The sequence below is a fragment of the Cellulomonas sp. NPDC089187 genome, assembly GCF_040685135.1.
GTDB lineage: Bacteria > Actinomycetota > Actinomycetes > Actinomycetales > Cellulomonadaceae > Cellulomonas.
The window spans coordinates 558,440-575,649 of the sequence record NZ_JBFBHI010000004.1 but is presented as its reverse complement, the minus strand read 5'-3'; the positions used below and the strand labels follow the sequence as shown (position 1 = coordinate 575,649).

The following is a 17,210-nucleotide window of genomic DNA, read 5'->3' as shown; positions in this document are numbered from 1 at the left end:
ACGAGGGGACTCGGGGCCGGTCAGATCCACATGAGGACGACCCTAGAACCGCTGGTGACGCACTGTCCAGGGATTTATCGACCGCTACGGTGACGGCCATGCCCACCCGCGCCCGGCTCGCTCTGCTGTGCCAATTCGCGCTCTTCGGCATCCTCAACGTCTCCTGGACCAGCCGGTTGCCGTCGCTGATGACGGCGTTGGACATCGACGCGGCGCGGCTCGGTCAGCTGTTAATCGTCGGTGGCGTCGGGTCGCTGATCGGGGCGCTGTCCAGCGGTGCGGTGGTGACCCGGATCGGCGCGCGGGCGACGTTGGCGGCGGGGGTGCTCGGGCATCTGGTCGGCTTCGGCCTGCTGGCGACTGCGGCCTTCACCGGATCGGTGGCCGTGTTCATTCCCGGTGCACTGATCAACGGGGTGTCCAGTGCGCTGACCAACGTGTCGATCAACGTCAGCGCCGCCGCGGTGGAGCAGCGGATGGGCCGGGCGATCATGCCGCAGTTCCACGCCATGTTCTCCGTCGGGGCCGCGCTCGGTGCGCTGATCGCGGCGGGATTCGCCCGGGCCGGACTGGGCATCGGGGTGCAGGTGGTCGTCGTACTTGCGGGGGCCACGGTGCTGCGAGCGCTGCTGATCCGGCCCGCGACCTCGATCACCCTGGCGGGGAGCCGCGCTGCGACCCGGGGCGGGGCGGCACGTGAGGCACTATCGGCCTGGCGGGAGCGGCGCACCCTGCTGCTCGGGCTGGTGTTGATGGCCGCCTCCCTGACCGAGGGCGCCGCGGGCACCTGGCTGCCACTGGCCGTGGTGGAGGGCTTCGCGGCGAATGAGGATGTCGGGGCATTGGCCTATGGCAGCTTCGTGGCGGCGATGACGCTGGTCCGGATCGGCGGCACCCGGCTCATCGACCGTTTCGGCCGGGTTCTGGTGCTCCGCCTATCCGGGGTGTCGGCGCTGATCGGGTTACTGCTGTTCGTCACCGGGCCGTCACTGGCCCTGGCCTGGGTCGGGGTGATCCTCTGGGGATTCGGTGCGGCACTGGGCAACCCGATCGCCACCACCGCGGCCGCGGACGATCCGCTGCGGGCCAGTGTGCGGGTGTCGGTGGTGACCTCCTTCAGCACGGTGACCTCGCTGGCGGCACCGCCGTTGCTGGGGTTGCTGGCCGCGGCGGTGGGGACGCGGCAGTCGTTGCTGGTGGTGGGCGCGTTCATCGTGCTGAGCCTGGCGCTGGCTGGGAACGCGCGGCGGGAGCAGCCGGACACTATCCGCTGAGCAGTCCGCCCACCGCGAATCCATTCGCGCACACGCTCCGCCAGCGGCGACAATGACGGGTCGTGACTCCCGCCGATCCCACCCCGCCGACCGCCGATCCCGGTGGTCCCGTCGGCGACGGTGCACGCCCGGAGGGTCGGCCGCGTCGACGTCGGGGCGGTCGGGGGCGGCGGCCCGGGAGTCGCGAGGAGTCCACCGGCACCGAACCGCAGGGCACCCGCAGCGGTCATGGTGGCCGTCCGACCACGGATGACCCGCCCCGCCGCAGCCGGCCAACCGGTGATGACCCCACCCGACGCACCCGCCGTCCGACCGGCGACGACCCCGCCCGACGCACCCGTCGCCTGACCGCCCTGGCCGACGCCCGCCGCGCCGTCGTCCTGCCGCCGGTCGCCTACCCCGAGCAGCTGCCGGTCTCCGCGCGCCGGGCCGAGATCGCCGACGCGATCCGGGAGCACCAGGTGGTGATCGTCGCGGGCGAGACCGGCTCCGGCAAGACCACCCAGCTGCCCAAGATCGCGCTCGAACTCGGCCGCGGTCGGGACGGGCAGATCGGGCACACCCAGCCGCGTCGGATCGCCGCGCGCACCGTCGCGGAGCGGATCGCCGAGGAGCTGGGCACCGGCATCGGGGAGCTGGTCGGGTATCAGGTGCGGTTCACCGACGAGTCGTCGGAACGGACGCTGGTCAAGGTGATGACCGACGGCATCCTGCTGGCGCAGATCCAGCGTGATCCGGAGCTGCGCGCCTACGACACCCTGATCATCGACGAGGCGCATGAGCGGTCGTTGAATATCGACTTCATCCTGGGGTACCTGGCCCGGCTGCTGCCGCGTCGTCCGGATCTGAAGCTGATCATCACCTCGGCCACCATCGACTCGGCGCGGTTCGCTGCGCACTTCGCGGATGCCGACGGGGAGCCCGCGCCGGTGGTCGAGGTCACCGGTCGGACGTACCCGGTGGAGATCCGGTACCGGCCGCTGTCACCGGATGCTCCCACGGATGACCCGAATCAGGGACCGACGTCGAAGGCTCCGGCCCGCGAGGACCGCGACCTGATGACAGCGATCTGCGAGGCGGTGGACGAGCTCGCCCACGAGGGGCCGGGCGACGTACTGGTGTTCCTGTCCGGAGAACGGGAGATCCGGGACGCTGAGGAGGCATTGCGCAGCCACCTGGGCTCCCGCGTCACCGATCAGCGACGCCCAGATGCGGTGGAACTGCTGCCGCTCTATGGCCGACTGTCCGCCGCCGAGCAGCACCGGGTGTTCCAGCCGCACGGCACCCGCCGGGTCGTGCTGGCTACCAACGTCGCCGAGACATCGCTGACCGTGCCAGGCATCCGCTACGTCGTCGACCCGGGCACCGCCCGCATCTCGCGCTACTCCAAGGCCACCAAGGTGCAGCGCCTGCCCATCGAGCCGATCTCCCAGGCGTCGGCCAATCAGCGGTCCGGCCGGTGTGGCCGTGTCGCTGACGGCATCGCGATCCGGCTGTACTCCGAGGACGACTTCACCTCCCGACCACGATTCACCGAGCCCGAGATCCTGCGCACCTCGCTGGCGTCGGTGATCTTGCAGATGGTCGCGGTGGGTGTGGCGAACGGGCCGGAGGATGTGGCGCAGTTCCCGTTCGTGGACCCGCCGGATGTGCGGGCGGTGCGGGACGGCGTGCAGTTGCTCACCGAGTTGCACGCGCTGGAGCAGACTCCGCGCGGCACCCGACTGACCGACACCGGGCGAGCGTTAGCGCAGCTGCCGATGGACCCGCGACTGGCCCGGATGATCGTCGAGGGCGGGCGCCGCAATGTCGCCCGTGAGGTGATGATCATCGCCGCCGCGCTGTCCATCCAGGACCCGCGCGAGCGCCCGGTGGAGACCCGCCCCCAGGCCGACGCGATGCACGGGCGGTTCGCGGACAGCACCTCGGACTTCCTGTCCTATCTGAATCTCTGGCAGTACATCCGGGATGCGCAGCGGGAACTGTCCGGCTCGGCATTCCGGCGATTGTGCAAGGCCGAGCACCTGAATTACCTGCGGCTGCGCGAGTGGCAGGACGTGGTGACCCAGCTCAAGGAGTTGGCCAAGCCGCTGGGCATCACCCTGGCCCCACCGCGCCGCTCCGACCGGGACGCCGACGCTCTGACCGCCGCGCGGGCGGACCTGACCAAGGGGTCGCTGCGCCTGGAGTGGGACGGCGACCGGATTCATGTCGCCCTGCTCGCCGGGCTGCTGTCCCAGCTCGGCATGCAGGAGGTCACCGAGGTCCGCGCCTCCGCCCAGAAGACCTCGCGCAAGGACAACCGCCCCCGCAACGAGTACCTGGGCGCACGCGGTGCACGCTTCGCGATCTTCCCGGGATCGGCGCTGGCCAAGAAGCCACCGGCCTGGGTGATGGCCGGCGAGTTGGTCGAGACCTCCCGGCTGTGGGGCCGCGATGTCGCGCGCATCCAGCCGGAGTGGGCCGAGGATCTGGCCGCGCACCTGGTCAAGCGCAGCTATTCCGAGCCCACCTGGTCCACCAAGCAGGGCGCGGCGATGGCCACCGAGCGGGTCACCCTCTACGGCGTGCCCATTGTCACCGGACGTCGGGTGCTGTTCGCCAAGGTCGACCCCGAGCAGGCCCGGGAGCTGTTCATCCGGCACGCGTTGGTCGAGGGCGAGTGGACCACCCACCACGCGTTCTTCGCCGAGAACCGTCGGCTGCTGCGCGAGGCCGAGGACCTGGAGGCGCGCTCCCGTCGTCGTGGCCTGGTGGTCGATGACGACGCGCTCTTCGACTTCTACGACGAGCGCATCCCGGACACCGTGGTCTCCGCGCGGCACTTCGACCAGTGGTGGAAGACCGCCCGCCGTGAGCAGCCCGACCTGCTCAGCTTCACCCGGGAACTGCTGGTCGCCGACGACGCCGCCGTGGACGAGTCCGACTTCCCCTCCGCCTGGCCGCAGGGCGATCTGCGTCTGCCGCTGACCTACCAGTTCCAGCCCGGCGCGGACGCTGACGGAATCACTGTGCACCTGCCGCTGGTCGCACTGGCCCGGGTGCAGCCGGACGGATTCGACTGGTTGGTGCCGGGGCTACGCGAGGAGTTGGCCACCGCCACCATCCGGGCACTGCCCAAGCCGGTCCGCGTCCAGTTGGTGCCCGCCCCGGATGTCGCCCGCGATGTCGTCGCCTGGTTGGACGGTCACACCGCCTCCTGGGAGGACACCGTTCGCGCCGGGGATGCCGCCCCGTCCTTCCCGGAGAGCTTCCGGCAGGCGGTGCGCGCGCTGCGGGATGTCGACGTGCCCGCGGATGCCTTCGACGACGACCGGCTGCCCGCACACCTGCGCGTGACCTTCCGGGTCGAGGACGACCGCGGACGGGTGGTCGACGAGGGCAAGGATCTGGCAGTGCTCCAGCGCCGACTCGCGGCCCGCACCCAGGACGCGGTGTCGACCGCCGTGCGCAGCGCGGTCCGGGACGCGATGGCCGAGGCCGTCGGGACCAGGGAGAAGCACCCCACCCCGCGCCGACCGTCGACCACGTCGATCGCCACCCCGCTGCCGGTGGTCCCCGGTGTCACCGACACCGACCTGACCACCTGGCCCGAACTCCCCGATGGCACGCTGCCCGAGCGGGTCGAGGCGCAGGTGGAGGGCCTGACCGTCCGCGGCTACCCCGCCCTGGTCGAGCAGCCCTCCGGCACCGTGCGCGTCCAGGTGCTCGCCGATGCCGGTGAACAGGCCACCGCGCACCACCGCGGGCTCCGCCGCCTGCTGGTGCTCGACGTCGGACTCGCCCCCGGCCGGATCACCAGCCGCTGGACCGGACCCCAATCACTCGCCCTCGCCGCCAGCCCCTACCCCAGCACCGAGGCGCTGGTCACCGACCTGCAACTGGCCGCCGCCGACCAGCTCCTCACCGCCCACCTGGCCGGACGACCCGCCACCATGGTCCACACCGCCGACAGCTACACCGCCCTGCGCGCCGCCGTTCGCGACCGCCTGGAAGACACCGTCCACCAGCTGGTCGGCACCCTGGTCCAGGTCCTCACCGCTGCCCGCGACCTCGACTCCGCGATCCGCGGCACCCGTTCCCTCGCCCTGCTCGGCACCGTCCAGGACGTCAAGGACCAGCTCGGCTCCCTGGTCTACGACGGATTCATCTCCGCCACCGGCACCGACCGCCTCGCCCAGCTCCCCCGCTACCTGCGCGCCGCCACCCACCGCCTGGACAAGGCCGGGGACAACCCCACCCGCGACGAGCAACTCGCCTGGCAGGTGCACGACCTGGAACAGCTGCTCGGTCAGACCCGGGCACGTGTGACCTCCCGCGCCCCGGTGCCCGCCGAACTGACAGCGGTCGAGGACGTGCGGTGGATGATCCAGGAATTGCGGGTGTCCCTCTTCGCGCAGCAGATCGGGACGCCGGTGCCGGTGAGCGAGAAACGGGTGCGCAAGGCGCTGGCGTCGATCGGGTAGCACCCCCGGACACACCAGAGGCCGGCACCCCCGCAGGGACCACCGGCCTCAGGCGCGCAGGTCAATCCACCCGCGAGTAGTCCTGGTCCTTCGTCTCCCGCGACAGCACCAGCGCGATCAGCGTCAGCACCGCCGCGCCGGTGAGGTACAGCCCGACGATCCAGGTCGACCCGTCCGCGGCCTTCCACAGTTCCAGCGCGATGATCGGGGCCAGCGCCGCACCCAGGATCGAGGACACGTTGTAGGCGATGGCGGAGCCGGTGTAGCGCACGGTGGTGGGGAACAGCTCGGGCAGGATCGCGCCCATCGGTCCGAAGGTGACGCCCATCAGGGTGAAGCCGATGACCAGGAACGCTTGAGCCAGTGCTCCGGTGAAGGCCACGTCCTCACGGACCATGAGGAACACGTCGAAGGTCAGCCCGAAGACCGCGATCAGGCTGGTCACCCAGATCAGCAGCTTGCGGCGACCGATCTGGTCGGCGACCGGGCCGGAGAGCAAGGTGAAGATCCCGAAGAAGACCACGCCGATGACCTGCATCAGCACAAAGTGCACGTAGGGGATGCCCAGACCGTGGGTGCCGGCGTCGGTGGGCTCGACCGCGGTGGTGCCGTAGGTCAGCGTGAACGTGGTCATCAGGTAGAAGAGCACGTAGGTGGCCAGCATGATGAAGGTGCCGAGCAGCACCGCGCGCCAGTGGTGCTTGAGGGTGGTGCCGAGCGGCAGCTTGGTGATCTTGCCGGCCTTCTCGGCGGTCTTGAAGGCGTCGGACTCGACCAGCTTGAGCCGCACCCACAGCCCGACGATGACCATCACGGCGGAGAACAGGAACGGGATCCGCCAGCCCCAGTTGAGGAACTCCGGCGAGTCCTGGCCGAGCACCCCGTTGATGATCAGGAACAGCGTGTTGGCGATGATGAAGCCGATGGGTGCCCCGGCCTGCGGGAAGGTGCCGTACCAGGCGCGCTTGCCGGCGGGGGCGTTCTCGGTGGCGACCAGCGCGGCACCGGACCATTCACCGCCGAGCGCGAAACCCTGGGCCAGCCGCATGATCAGCAGCAGGATCGGCGCGAGCAGCCCGACCCCGTCGTAGGTGGGCAGCAGACCGATGACGAAGGTCGCCACACCCATGGTCAGCAGCGAGGCGACCAGGGTGGATTTGCGGCCGTTGCGGTCGCCGAGGTGCCCGAAGAAGATCGCGCCGACCGGGCGGGCGACCATCGCCGCACCGAAGGTGGCGAAGGACAGCAGCAGCGCCGTACTGGGGTCCGCGGAGGGGAAGAAGAGCTTGGGGAAGACCAGCACCGCCGCCGTGGCGTAGACGTAGAAGTCGTAGAACTCGATGGTGGTACCGACCAGGCTCGCCGCGATGACCCGGCCGGGTGAGTTCACCGGCGTGGTCGGGGCGGGCGGTGTGGCGGTGGCAGTCATGCGGGCAGCTCCCGGGTCGTGGGTGGTGTCGCGCGGCGGCACTGTTGGTCCGGCCGGGCGAGACCGCAGGGGCGGCGTGGATCGGTGTCGTGCGCGGTTGGTGACGGTAGTCCGGCAGCCCGTCCGTCTCAAGTGACAGACTACGAATGTCCACCATGCGGACATGTGGGTGCGGTGCGTCAGACTGCCGGACATGGAGTCCACCCCCGGTGCCCGCTGCTTCGGCGACGGCGATCCGCTGTACGAGCGCTATCACGACGAGGAGTGGGGCGTGCCGGTCCACGGCGACCGCGCGCTGTACGAGCGGATGTCGTTGGAGGCCTTCCAATCCGGACTGGCCTGGATCACGGTGCTGCGCAAGCGCGAGGGCTTCCGGGCCGCGTTCGCCGACTTCGACCCGGCGGTGGTGGCCGAGTACGACGAGTCCGATGTGCACCGCCTGATGTCCGATGCGGGGATCATCCGGAACCGGGCCAAGATCCTGGCCACCATCGCCAATGCCCGTGCTCTGCTGGCGTTGCAGCGGGACGGCAGGAGCCTGGACACGATCTTCTGGTCGCACGCCACCCCGGTGGCCGACCGGGTGCCGCCGGCCACGTATGCGGATGTCCCGGCGGTGACCCCGGCCTCCACCGCCCTGGCCAAGGAGCTGAAGAAGGCGGGCTTCCGATTCGTCGGACCGACCACCGCCTACGCGGCGATGCAGGCCTGCGGACTGGTCGACGACCACCTGGCGACCTGCCCGGTAGTGCTGGCCCGGACCTGAGCGCCGCCAGCCCGGCCGCGCTGGGTTGACGCACGGGCGACCTTCATCGGATCAACCGCCACTGGGTGCCGCGGCTCAGGGCGTACAGTCCCCGGCATGGACCCGATGAGCTTCCTCGGCTGCTCAGCGCGCCGCGGCCCCTCGGCGGTCTGAGGCCGCACCCTCGCCCCTGCGTCCATCGCGCAGGGCCTCCGGTGCTGCCCTCATAACCCGCCGACTCTCATCGTGAGGACATCCCCATGCGCTCCACCCCGCGCCACAGCGCGCTGATCGCCACCGGCTGCGTGCTGATCGGCTCCGCAGGCATCCAACTGTCGGCGGCCCTGGCCGAGGGACTCTTCGGGCGGCTCCCGATCCCCGCGGTCTCCGGCTTCCGGATGACCATCGCCGCCGCCGTCCTGCTCCTACTGACCCGCCCCCGGCTGCGCGGTCGTAGCCGGTCGGCTTGGTTCGGCATCGTGCTCTACGGCGTCGCCATGGCGGCGATGAACGTGCTGTCCTACCACGCGGTCCAGCGCATCCCGCTGGGCGTCGCAGTCACCCTGGAGTTCTGCGGACCGCTGGCCGTCGCGGCGGTGGGTGCCCGCGGTGCCCAACGTCTGCTCCCCGCGCTGACGCTGATCGGGGTCGCACTCGTCGCCGGGCCGCAGGGCGGTCTCGATCCGGTCGGGGTGCTTGCCGGGCTCGGGGCGGCCGCCGCCTTCGGCGGGTACACGGTGCTGGCCGGTCGGGTCGGGGACGACGACGCCGGACTGGGCGGACTGGCGCTATCCGTGACGGTGGGGGCGGTGGTGCTCGCGCCATTCTCGGTGCCCGCGGTACCGCTGGTGCAGTCCGGGGACCTACTGCCGTTGGCCGGCTCCGGGCTGCTCGGGGTGGCGCTGGCGTTCAGCCTGGACTTTCTGGCGGTGCGGCTGACCTCACCGCGGGTGGCCGGGACGCTGTTCGCGGTCGACCCGGTGATGGGCGCGTTGGTCGGTGCGGCGCTGCTCGGCGACCGGCTCACCGGGTGGATGGTGGGCGGGGTCGTGCTGGTGGTGCTGTCCGGGGCGGCGGTGATCTGGTTGTCCGGGCGGGCACCGGGTGAGCCCACCGAACGCCTTCCCGCCGACGAGCTCGGGGCCGTCCTGCGCTGAGGCACCACCGCCCTGACACGTCAAGGATGCTTGCCAGGCGTCTGAGGCCCGACCTACGTTGAGCCAACCCATCCAGAGCGACCGAGAGACCTGGCTCGTCGACGTCGCAGCAACCCCCCGCGCGAGCGGGTGCGGGTGCTTCCGCCAGGACCGATGGAGCGACGAATGAGCGTCAGCAGCACCCCCGGCGACTGTCCGGCACCTGCCGTCACCGACGGGCTCGGCGCGGTCGACCGACCCACGGTGTCCTTCGAGCTGTACCCGCCGCGCAATCCCCACGCCGCACCCAAGCTCTGGGCCACCGTGCAGGCGCTGGCCGAGGTGCGGCCGGACTTCGTGTCGGTGACCTACGGGGCCAGCGGATCGACCCGCACCACCACCCGCACCCTGGTCCGCCGACTACTGCGCGAGACCTCGCTGACCCCGATCGCGCACCTAACCTGCGTCGGCACCTCCACCCAGGAGTTGGCGGACACCGTGGGTGAGTTCCTGGACGAGGGGGTGCGAGCCTTCTTGGCGCTGCGCGGCGACCCGCCGGCGGACGGCTCCTGGCAGGCACACCCCGAGGGGCTGCCCACCGCGAGCGCCCTGGTCGGTCTGCTGCGCCGGATCGAGGCCGAGCGGTGTGCGTCCAGCCCCGCGCAGGCGGTCCGGGCCACAGTGCGACCGCTGTCGGTCGCGGTCGCCGCGTTCCCCCGGGGTAATGCCGGTGCGGGCAGCAGCCGGGAGCAGGACATCGCCGCACTGCTCGCCAAGCAGGCCGCCGGTGCAGACTTCGCCATCACTCAGCTGTTCTACGACGCACCGTCCTACCTGGAGCTGGTGGCGCTGGCCCGCGACGCCGGGGTGACCATCCCGATCGTGCCCGGCATCATCCCGATGACCGACCCGGCCCGGCTGCGCCGCGTCCAGCAGCTCACCGGCGTCGAGGTGCCCGAGCACGTGCTGGCCACCCTGGACGCCTTCGATCCGGAGACCGAGACCGCCGCCCGGCACCGCGCCGGCACCCGCCTGGGTGTCGACCTGGTCAATGCCGTGCTCGACGGCGGCGCCCCCGGCGTCCACCTCTACACCTTCAACAACGCCGGACCGGCCCTCGACCTGATCGACGGCGTCGGACTCGGCGGCTCCGGCGCACCCCGCACCCGGGTGGCCACCCTTCCTGTTCCCGTTCCCACCAGCTGAGGCGAGAGATGACCCACACCCACCCGTTCCCCGCCGGCATCGTCCTGGGCTACCCGCGCATCGGGCCCCGGCGTGAGCTCAAGAAGGCCATCGAGTCCTTCTGGGCCGGCCGTTCCACTGCGGAGGAGGTCGAGGCAACCGCCGCCGACCTGCGCCGCCGCACCCGCACCCGCCTCGCCGAGCTGGGTCTGAGCACCACGCTGCCCGCCATCCCGAGCGCGTTCTCCTTCTACGACCAGGTGCTGGACGCCGCCGTCGTGCTCGGTGCGGTGCCGGAGCGGTTCGCCGATCTGCGTGACGCCGACGGCGGGCTGGACCTGGCCGGGTACTCCACTGTGGCGCGCGGCCGGGGGGATGACCTGCCGCTGGAGATGACCAAGTGGTTCGACTCCAACTACCACTACCTGGTGCCGGAGATCGGCGCGGACACGGTGTTCTCCTACTCCTCCGACCGTCCGGTGCGGGAGTTCGCCGAGGGCCTGGCCGAGGGGGTGCTGACCCGCCCGGTCATCGTCGGCCCGGTGACGTTCCTCGCGCTGGCCAAGAGCACCGACGGCACCGCCCCCATCGACCGCCTGGACGACGTGCTGGCCGTCTACGTCGAGCTGCTGACGGCGTTCCGCGCCGCGGGTGCCACCTGGGTGCAGCTGGATGAGCCCGCACTGGTCTCCGACTCCACCGGTGTCGATGCCGACCGGCTCCTGGCCGCCACCGAGCACGCGTACCAGGTGCTCGGCGAGGCGCAGGACCGTCCGGCCCTGTTGGTCGCCGCCCCGTACGGTGAGCTGCGCGGCGCGCTGGACGTGCTGGCGGCGTCCAGCGTTGACGGCATCGCCCTGGACCTGGTCCGCGGCACCCTGCCGATCGTCTCCGACGCCACTCGCACCGCGCTGGGGGACAAGGTGCTAGTCGGTGGCGTCATCGACGGGCACAACATCTGGCGCGCCGACCTGGACGCCGCACTGACCACCCTGGAGCGGCTGGAGGGTCTGGGTGCCGAGCAGACCGCAGTCGGCACCTCGACCTCGCTGTTCCACGTGCCGCATGACGTGCAGGACGAGCCCGACCTGGACGACACTTTGAAGTCCTGGTTGGCCTTCGCCGATCAGAAGGTCGCCGAGGTCGTCACCCTGGCCACCGGTCTGACCGAGGGCCGCGAGGCCGTACACACCGAGCTGCTCGCCGCCGCCGACGCCCGCCGCTCCCGCGCCGAGGCCGCCGGAGTGGTCCGCCCGGAGGTCCGGCAGCGCGCCGCCGGACTGGACGAGGCCGCCTTCCACCGTGGCGACTACAGCGGTCGTCGGGATGCCCAGCAAGCCCGGCTGAACCTGCCGCCGCTGCCGACCACCACCATCGGGTCCTTCCCGCAGACCCCGGAGATCCGCAAGGCGCGCGCCGCCTTCACCGCCGGGGAGCTGACCGCCGCGCAGTACGACGAGGCGATGAAGGCCGAGATCCGCGGCGTCGTCGAGTTGCAGGAGCAGATCGGACTGGACGTGCTGGTGCACGGCGAGCCGGAGCGCAACGACATGGTGCAGTACTTCGCGGAGAACCTGGACGGCTTCGCGGTCACCCGCAACGGCTGGGTGCAGTCCTACGGTTCGCGCTGCACCCGCCCCTCGATCCTGTGGGGCGACGTGTCCCGTCCGAAGCCGATCACCGTCGACTGGACCAGCTACACCCAGTCGCTGACCAGCAAGCCGGTCAAGGGCATGCTCACCGGCCCGGTCACCATCCTGGCCTGGTCCTTCGTCCGCGACGACCAGCCGTTGGCCGACACCGCCAACCAGGTCGCCCTCGCCCTCCGCGACGAGATCACCGACCTGGAGTCCGCCGGGATCGCCATCGTCCAGGTGGACGAGCCCGCCCTGCGGGAACTGCTCCCGCTGCGCGCCGAGGACCACGCCGCCTACCTCGACTGGTCCGTGCGGTCATTCCGGCTGGCCACCGCCGGGGTCCGCCCCGACACCCAGATCCACACCCACCTCTGCTACTCGGAGTTCGGCGAGATCATGGGCGCCATCGACGGTCTGGACGCGGATGTCACCTCCATCGAGGCGGCCCGCTCCAAGATGGAGATCCTCACCGACATCGCCGCCGCCGGGTACCCGCGCCAGATCGGCCCCGGCGTCTGGGACATCCACTCCCCGCGGGTGCCATCGGAGACCGAGGTCACCGGGCTGCTCAGCACCGCGGTCCGCGACATCGACCCGGCGCAGCTCTGGGTCAACCCGGACTGCGGCCTGAAGACCCGTCGCTACGCGGAGGTCACGCCGTCGCTGGAGCACATGGTCGCTGCCACCGGGACGGTCCGCGCGGGCTTGGCGGTGCCCAGCGCCTGACCGTCCGAGGCCGGGCCGGAGCGCCCTGCTCCGGCCCGGCCTGCTGCCCCACGGGGCCGAGTTCGGTGCTCCGGACCCGAAGTCGACCCCCGGACCTCCGAACTCGGCGCCGAAACACCGAACTCGACAGGCAGGGGCGGGGGACGCACGGAGAGCGCCGAGGCTCGACCTCCCGGGCTGCCCCGTCCGGCGAGCTCAGCGCCCGACCCGCTCCGCATGCGCCGCCAGCGCATCGACGATCCGGACATCCGCGTCCAGCCACGGCACCTGGTGCCAGTCCCCCGCGGGCAGCCAGCGCAGCTCGTCATGCTCGACCAACGGCCGCGGCTCCCCCTCGGCGACCTCCGCCAACCAGAGCCGCATCTGGTACTTCTCCGACAGTCGCCAAGCACCGTCGTCCGGTCCGACCAGCTCATCACCGAGCCGCAGCCCGATGCCCAGCTCTTCGCGCAGCTCCCGGTGCACGCCCTGCTCCGGCGTCTCCCCCGGCTCGATCTTCCCGCCCGGGAACTCCCACCGTCCGGCCAGGGACACCGGCCCGGATCGACGGGCAGCGAGCAGGGACCGCGGGTGATCGAGGTCGTCGACGATGGCGGCGGCAACCACGAGAATCGGGGAATCAGGCACGGTCGCAGTCTGCCAGCCGGGGCCGTCGACATCAGGGCCGGTCAGCGCAGAGCGCAACGGGGAATGCCTCACACCAGCAACAGCCCCGCCAGGCTCACCCCGCCCGCCACCAGCGTCGCGAGTCCACCCAGCGCCAGGGGCCGACCCCCGGTGCGGATCAGTCGCCCCAGGTGGATCTGGCTGCCCAGCCCGACCATCGCCGCGCCGAGCGCCAAGGTGGTCACCGGCTTCACCCAGCCCAGCGCGACGTCCGGCAACACACCGGTCGTACGCAGCAGCACCGCGAGGACGAATCCGATCACGAAGCCCGGGATCAGCGGCGCGGTCCGCTCTGCGACGGTGCTGGACCGGCGGCGACGGACCACGCCCACACCGGTGACCAGGGGCGCGAGCAGCAGCACACGGGCGAGTTTGGCGACGATGGCGATGGTGAGTGCCACGGCGGAGACGGTGCCAGCGGCGGCGACCACCTGGGCCACCTCGTGGACGGACATCCCAGCCCAGAGCCCAGCTGTCCGGTCGTCCAGACCGATGACCCGGCTGAGCACCGGCAGCGCCACGATGGCCACCGAGCCGTAGACGGTGACCAGGGCAACCGCCGTGGCGACATCCTCCTCATCGGCGCCGGCCACCGGGCTCATCCCCGCCACCGCCGCCGCACCGCAAATCGAGAACCCGGTCGCCACCAGCAGTGTCAGCGCTCGACCGACCCGCAGTCGCCGCCCCAGCCACAGAGTGGCACCGAAGGTCGCGCACACCGTGACCGCCAGCACCACGACCTCCGCCCAGCCCAACCGGAGCAGATCACCGACCGACAGTTGCAGCCCGAGCAACACCACCCCGGCCCGCAGCAGGAACCGTGCCGCCCATGCCAGTCCGGGCTCCCAACCGACCGGGATCCACCCGGCGCCCCGGGCGAGAGCGCCGAGCAGGATGGCGATCAGCAGCGCGGGGGCCGCGGGCGCGACGGCGGTCAGGGCGAGGCAGAGCGCGGAGACCCCGACGGCGACCAGCGCGCCGGGGAGGATGCGGGTCACACGGGTGCGGCGGTCCAAATCGACGGGGGCGTTCACGATCACCCAGCGTGGGCGTCCACGCGGGTTGGGCGGAAGACCGGGCTGCCTGGAACCCCCTAGCCGGAGGCTATGGCGGCGTGGATCTACTCCCCCGGCATGACGAGTCCGCAGCGATAGGCCAGGATCACGGCCTGCACCCGGTCGCGCGCGCCAGTTTTGGCGAAGACCCGTTTGACATGGGTCTTCACCGTCTCCGCTGAGACGACGAACTCCGCCGCGATCTCGGCGTTCGACAGTCCTCGCCCTATGGCGGTCAGCACCTCAACCTCGCGTGGCGTCAAGTCCGGCGGCAGCTCAGAGCCCTGACGACTGACCGCTGTGCCCGCCAACGCAGCGATCACCGCCCTGGTCGCCGTGGGACTGAGTACGGCATCCCCACCGGCCACCGAACGCACTGCCCGGATCAGCCCCGCCGGATCGGTCGACTTGCCGATGAACCCACTCGCTCCGGCGCTGACAGCTGACAAGGCGTACTCGTCCAACTCGAACGTAGTCAGCACCAGCACGCGGGTCGTTGCCCCTCCCGCAATGATCCGGCGAGTGGCCTCGATTCCGTCCAGATCCGGCATGCGGATGTCCATCAGGGCAACATCCGGGCTCTCGCTCGCGATCAGATCGATCGCCCCGCAGCCGGTGTCCGCCTCGCCGACGACGGCGATCCCCGGATCCGACTCCAGTGCGAGCCGAATCCCCAACCGCGACAGTTCCTGATCGTCGATCAACACAACACGGATCGGGGCGGAGTCCATTCGACCAGCGTAGGTCGCGGATGCGGTCACCCCGCGGGGGGACCGCCGAATCCCTAACTGGGGTGACGACCACCCGGGTGGCGTTCTTCGACGCTGGTGACCATGACCTCCGCCGAACTGGACCGACCCCACGCCACTGCGAGATGGCAGCGAGCTGCACCATGGGTGTGGATGGCTTACACCGCCGCTGCGATGCTGATCGGCACCGTCATCTCCGATCCCACACAACCCGGCTCCGGCGTGATGGCCATGTACTGGATCATCGCTGTGCCCATGCTCGGAGGGATGCTCTGGCACGCGTTCCATCAGGTGCGACACAGCGCCTTCCACGCCCTGGTCGGCGTGACACTGGGTATCGCGGTCGCGGTCGGGAATCTGAACGCTGCCACCGGATCTGCTCCCGAACGGGCGGTCGGCTTCGGCGTGCTGTCCGGCCTCGGCTGGTATGCGGCTACACGCATCCTGGAGCAGCACCCCGGACTCCTCCCCGGATGGGATGGCGGTCCACGCACCTTGCGGCGATTGATGATGATCGGGCTCGGGTTCGGAGTAGTGCTCGGCGCAGTCAACCTGGTGCTTCCGGTACTGGGCGGATCCACCCTCGTGGTCACCGACGTTCCACGCGCCGTGATCAGCGCGCTCGAACCTGCCATCCACGAGGAGGTGGTGTTCCACTTCTTCCCGCTCGCCTGGTGGGTGGCATGGCGCGGGAGCCTGCCCACCAGCCGCTGGGGGCGACTGGGGCTCTACGCGTTCCTGGTGGTCCCGCACGACCTGCTGCACTTTCCCGACATGATCACCACCGATCCGATGAACGCGATGTTCGGAGCGCTCTACACGTCGCTGCTGTTCGGTGTTCCCCTGGTCTACTTGAACCGACGAAGAGGAGTGCAGGCCGCCATGACGACCCACTGGACGATCGACGCGGTCAGATTCGGCGTCGGCATGTGAGCAGCACCGTGGATCTCACCCGTGCCCCTATCCAGCAGTGGCTGCGTCGACATCCGCGCGCGTTGGACGTCGCGGCGGCCCTGCTGTTCGTCGTGATCAACCCCGCGCTGCTCGATCTGAGCACACCGCGCGAGCTCACGGCGCTCTCCGTCAGATCGACGGTCGCGGTGCTGATCCTGTCCCTCGTGGGTGCGGCGTTGGTGCCCTGGCGTCGGCGCCATCCTCGGGTGGTCGGCGTGCTGTGGGTCGGCTTGGCAGCCGGCATCTGGCCGCTTGCTCAGCAATGGCCGCTCGCGATGCTCGGGGTCGCCGGCTACAGCGTCGGTGTCGCACTCCGCGCTCAGTGGGCGGGGTGGTGGCTCGCGGCCGAGGCAGCACTGACCTTCGGCGTCTCTGTCTGGGTGAATCCAGTTCTGGCCGACGGGTCCAGTGTGGAAATGGCCCCGTGGCTGGTCGGTCAGATCGTCACCATTGCTGCTTGGGCGCTGGGCGTCGTCATCGCACGCAACCGACTCTTCGAGCAGGAAATCCTCCGGCGCACGGAGGAATTCGCCACGCTTCGGGCTGAAGTCGCCGTCGACCGCGAACGGCGACGAATCGCAGCAGAACTCCATGATGTGGTCTCGCACTCCCTCACGGTGATGGTCAACCTCGCAGACGGGGCGTTCGCGGCCCGGGACCGCGCACCGGAACAGGCATGGTCAGCGGTGGGGGCCTCGGCTGAGACCGGCCGCGCTGCCATGGCCGACATGACCTCGTTGCTCGACGTGTTGGGTGCCGACCGCTCACCTGCCACGCCGACACCGGCCCACCCCACCCCCGATGCGGTCGTGGCGCGAGTTGTCGCCACCGGCCTGCCGGTCGACTACCGGCGTGCAGGCCCTGAACCCCGCGATCCGGAGCTCGCACTCGCGGTGCGGCGTGCGGTCCAAGAGGGGCTCACGAATGTGCTGAAGCACGCGCCCGAGGCGCGGCGCACCCGGGTCGAGGTGGAGTCCTCTCCCACCAGCGTTCGGATTCGCGTCACGAATGACCTCCCGACTGGCCCCGCCACGCCCGCGTCGGACAGCGGGTATGGACTCCTTGGTCTGACCGATCGTGTCGAACGGCTCGGCGGCAGCCTGTCCGCTGGCGAGAGCCCAGAGGGTTGGGAGTTGCTGGTGATGATTCCAGCGGACCCGAATCGTGGGTCGCCTGGCACCCCCTAGC

At 70.7% G+C, this 17,210-nt stretch carries 12 protein-coding genes and 1 riboswitch; of the genes, 8 read left to right on the top strand and 4 right to left on the bottom strand.

Annotated elements, in window-relative coordinates:
* Positions 1 to 98: 98 nt before the first annotated feature.
* A complete protein-coding gene (locus AB0N78_RS13845) occupies positions 99 to 1,274 on the top strand; it encodes an MFS transporter (protein WP_363391274.1) in 1,176 nt (391 codons plus the stop codon).
* Between the two features lie 344 nt (positions 1,275 to 1,618).
* Positions 1,619 to 5,740: an ATP-dependent RNA helicase HrpA gene (gene hrpA, locus AB0N78_RS13840; protein WP_363391486.1), complete on the top strand. Its 4,122-nt coding sequence runs from the start codon at positions 1,619 to 1,621 to the stop codon at positions 5,738 to 5,740.
* A 61-nt stretch (positions 5,741 to 5,801) separates the two neighbouring features.
* Here the strand turns inward: hrpA and AB0N78_RS13835 are convergent, their stop codons facing one another.
* Positions 5,802 to 7,169: an MFS transporter gene (locus AB0N78_RS13835; protein ID WP_363391271.1), complete on the bottom strand. Its 1,368-nt coding sequence runs from the start codon at positions 7,167 to 7,169 to the stop codon at positions 5,802 to 5,804.
* A 193-nt stretch (positions 7,170 to 7,362) separates the two neighbouring features.
* On the opposite strand from AB0N78_RS13835, the gene AB0N78_RS13830 reads away from it, so the two are divergent.
* The 4 genes from AB0N78_RS13830 (at position 7,363) to metE (ending at position 12,598) form a co-directional block, all read left to right on the top strand.
* Positions 7,363 to 7,935, top strand: coding sequence for a DNA-3-methyladenine glycosylase I (locus AB0N78_RS13830; protein ID WP_363391269.1), 573 nt, complete (start codon positions 7,363 to 7,365; stop codon positions 7,933 to 7,935).
* A 239-nt stretch (positions 7,936 to 8,174) separates the two neighbouring features.
* Complete coding sequence (locus AB0N78_RS13825) at positions 8,175 to 9,071, top strand: EamA family transporter (RefSeq protein ID WP_363391266.1); 897 nt, start codon at positions 8,175 to 8,177, stop codon at positions 9,069 to 9,071.
* A 65-nt stretch (positions 9,072 to 9,136) separates the two neighbouring features.
* Positions 9,137 to 9,231: riboswitch (SAM riboswitch) on the top strand.
* A gap of 5 nt (positions 9,232 to 9,236) precedes the next feature.
* Positions 9,237 to 10,256 (top strand): methylenetetrahydrofolate reductase, encoded by a 1,020-nt coding sequence (locus AB0N78_RS13820; RefSeq protein ID WP_363391264.1) that lies wholly within the window; start codon positions 9,237 to 9,239, stop codon positions 10,254 to 10,256.
* Between the two features lie 8 nt (positions 10,257 to 10,264).
* Positions 10,265 to 12,598, top strand: a complete 2,334-nt coding sequence (metE, locus tag AB0N78_RS13815) for a 5-methyltetrahydropteroyltriglutamate--homocysteine S-methyltransferase (RefSeq protein ID WP_363391261.1) — start codon at positions 10,265 to 10,267, stop codon at positions 12,596 to 12,598.
* A 195-nt stretch (positions 12,599 to 12,793) separates the two neighbouring features.
* Here the strand turns inward: metE and AB0N78_RS13810 are convergent, their stop codons facing one another.
* From AB0N78_RS13810 to AB0N78_RS13800, 3 genes are all read right to left on the bottom strand, one after another.
* Positions 12,794 to 13,225, bottom strand: coding sequence for a (deoxy)nucleoside triphosphate pyrophosphohydrolase (locus AB0N78_RS13810; protein WP_363391259.1), 432 nt, complete (start codon positions 13,223 to 13,225; stop codon positions 12,794 to 12,796).
* A 68-nt stretch (positions 13,226 to 13,293) separates the two neighbouring features.
* Positions 13,294 to 14,298, bottom strand: a complete 1,005-nt coding sequence (locus AB0N78_RS13805) for a putative sulfate exporter family transporter (RefSeq protein ID WP_363391256.1) — start codon at positions 14,296 to 14,298, stop codon at positions 13,294 to 13,296.
* Positions 14,299 to 14,384: 86 nt separating this feature from the next.
* A complete protein-coding gene (locus AB0N78_RS13800) occupies positions 14,385 to 15,050 on the bottom strand; it encodes a response regulator transcription factor (protein WP_363391254.1) in 666 nt (221 codons plus the stop codon).
* 171 nt (positions 15,051 to 15,221) lie between these two features.
* On the opposite strand from AB0N78_RS13800, the gene AB0N78_RS13795 reads away from it, so the two are divergent.
* A complete protein-coding gene (locus tag AB0N78_RS13795; protein WP_363391251.1) occupies positions 15,222 to 16,001 on the top strand; it encodes a hypothetical protein in 780 nt (259 codons plus the stop codon).
* Positions 15,998 to 17,209 carry a histidine kinase gene (locus AB0N78_RS13790; protein ID WP_363391249.1) on the top strand — a complete coding sequence of 404 codons (1,212 nt, stop codon included), beginning with the start codon at positions 15,998 to 16,000 and terminating at the stop codon, positions 17,207 to 17,209. Before AB0N78_RS13795 ends, AB0N78_RS13790 begins: the two co-directional genes overlap by 4 nt.
* The last annotated feature ends 1 nt before the right edge of the window (position 17,210 follow it).

Excerpts from the sequence above, each read along its gene's own strand:
- AB0N78_RS13845 (WP_363391274.1), top strand. The coding sequence starts at position 99 with ATGCCCACCCGCGCCCGGCTCGCTCTGCTGTGCCAATTCGCGCTCTTC.
- AB0N78_RS13835 (WP_363391271.1), bottom strand. The coding sequence starts at position 7,169 with ATGACTGCCACCGCCACACCGCCCGCCCCGACCACGCCGGTGAACTCA.
- AB0N78_RS13830 (WP_363391269.1), top strand. The coding sequence starts at position 7,363 with ATGGAGTCCACCCCCGGTGCCCGCTGCTTCGGCGACGGCGATCCGCTG.
- AB0N78_RS13825 (WP_363391266.1), top strand. The coding sequence starts at position 8,175 with ATGCGCTCCACCCCGCGCCACAGCGCGCTGATCGCCACCGGCTGCGTG.
- AB0N78_RS13820 (WP_363391264.1), top strand. The coding sequence starts at position 9,237 with ATGAGCGTCAGCAGCACCCCCGGCGACTGTCCGGCACCTGCCGTCACC.
- metE (WP_363391261.1), top strand. The coding sequence starts at position 10,265 with ATGACCCACACCCACCCGTTCCCCGCCGGCATCGTCCTGGGCTACCCG.
- AB0N78_RS13800 (WP_363391254.1), bottom strand. The coding sequence starts at position 15,050 with ATGGACTCCGCCCCGATCCGTGTTGTGTTGATCGACGATCAGGAACTG.
- AB0N78_RS13795 (WP_363391251.1), top strand. The coding sequence starts at position 15,222 with ATGGCTTACACCGCCGCTGCGATGCTGATCGGCACCGTCATCTCCGAT.